At 38.6% G+C, this 1,355-nt stretch carries 1 protein-coding gene; it reads right to left on the reverse strand.

The genetic code is table 11. The features are described from left to right. The coding region (locus JX312_RS13690) for a hypothetical protein (RefSeq protein WP_204458472.1) at positions 1-1,230 on the reverse strand (1,230 nt) is incomplete at its 3' end. Positions 1,231-1,355: the final 125 nt, after the last annotated feature.

The following is a 1,355-nucleotide window of genomic DNA, read 5'->3' on the forward strand; positions in this document are numbered from 1 at the left end:
CCATTTGCCGTTAGGGTGAATGTCACCATCTTTATGCCTGGATTTAGATCGCTTAGGTTCATCAGCGGCAATCAATGAAAGTTCGTTTTGAACGGAGCTAATAAGACTGTCTGTTCCTGGTCCCTTTTGCAAAGTATTGAGAAAACTTTGAAGAATGGAACGAGCATCAGATAAATTTACCGACCTAACCTTCCCTTTCGCTGTAGCCTTGATCTCTCGCCATTGCCGTTCAAATGATTTAATTAAATCATGGTTGACAACTGGTGCTTGAGTGATATTATATTTCGCAATTTCATCAGAAATTTCTGCGGTTATATTATCAACTCCTGATATGGTCTGACATTCAGAAAGAAAGTCCTTAAGCATCTGTAGTGCCATGTCGAGCTGTCCACCACGCTGCTTTCCATTAGCCTCAGCCTTAACCAGTCTCCATTTTTTTGAAATTTCCTTTATTTTAATTTGATTTTCGTTTTCCGGCAGAGGATTAACAGCAACGGGAGGTTCAACAATAATTGTCTCAGGCTCAAACATTGGAACTACTTCAGAGATAATGAGGTTCATCGTATTATCTCGAAGTTTTTTATCTGTTCTAATAGTTTTTGAAAATCCGGGACTAAGATTTTGTTCAAAATATGAATTGCCGGCAACAATTCCACGTAGCAGAAGAAGAACCCTTGAACGATTTATAATTCCATTCTCTTTAAGGAATTGCTCTAAAGTGTCCTTTATGGATACTCCGTCAGAATTTTGAATATAGTCGATTGTATTCCTATTAAGGCTATAATGGTATTGCTGCCCGTCGGAAAGTAAGATGGTATCATTGACCAATGGCAACGATGAGCTTAGAAAGTCGGTTGCTGCTTTACTTATGGCATCTTCTTCATTTGACTTTTGGAGCCATGGATTCTGACCTATAACCCTTTCCCAAATCATCTTTTCGACATATTTCTTGCGAGGATCAATCCCTAAACTTTCAAAGCTTTTAATGATGGGAGCAGTATCATTGTTTACACCGAATATAGAAAACGTTAAATCAGGTCCCTCTGCCCATGCGACAACTACCTTATCGCAGACATATTCGTTAGATAAGGATTCATTAATATATCTATTTATATAACGGTCATAATCAACGACTCTGACTCGATTATATCCGCTGTCCTTGAATAGGCCTTGAAGTAAGGCTCTTTCATTGGGCTTTATGTCTGACTCACATACAAGTGTGAGAGGCATTTTGGCTCTGTTATCGCTCAATGAGCCAAATCTATTGAATAGAATATGACACTAGTGTCTCTTAAAAAGTGTTAATCAAATTCGAGGTCAAGAGTTGGATGGCAATTTGCTATTTGTGCTGGCTC

The sequence above is a fragment of the Barnesiella sp. CU968 genome (assembly GCF_905219685.1).
In the GTDB taxonomy this organism is placed as follows: Bacteria; Bacteroidota; Bacteroidia; order Bacteroidales; family Muribaculaceae; genus Lepagella; species Lepagella muris_A.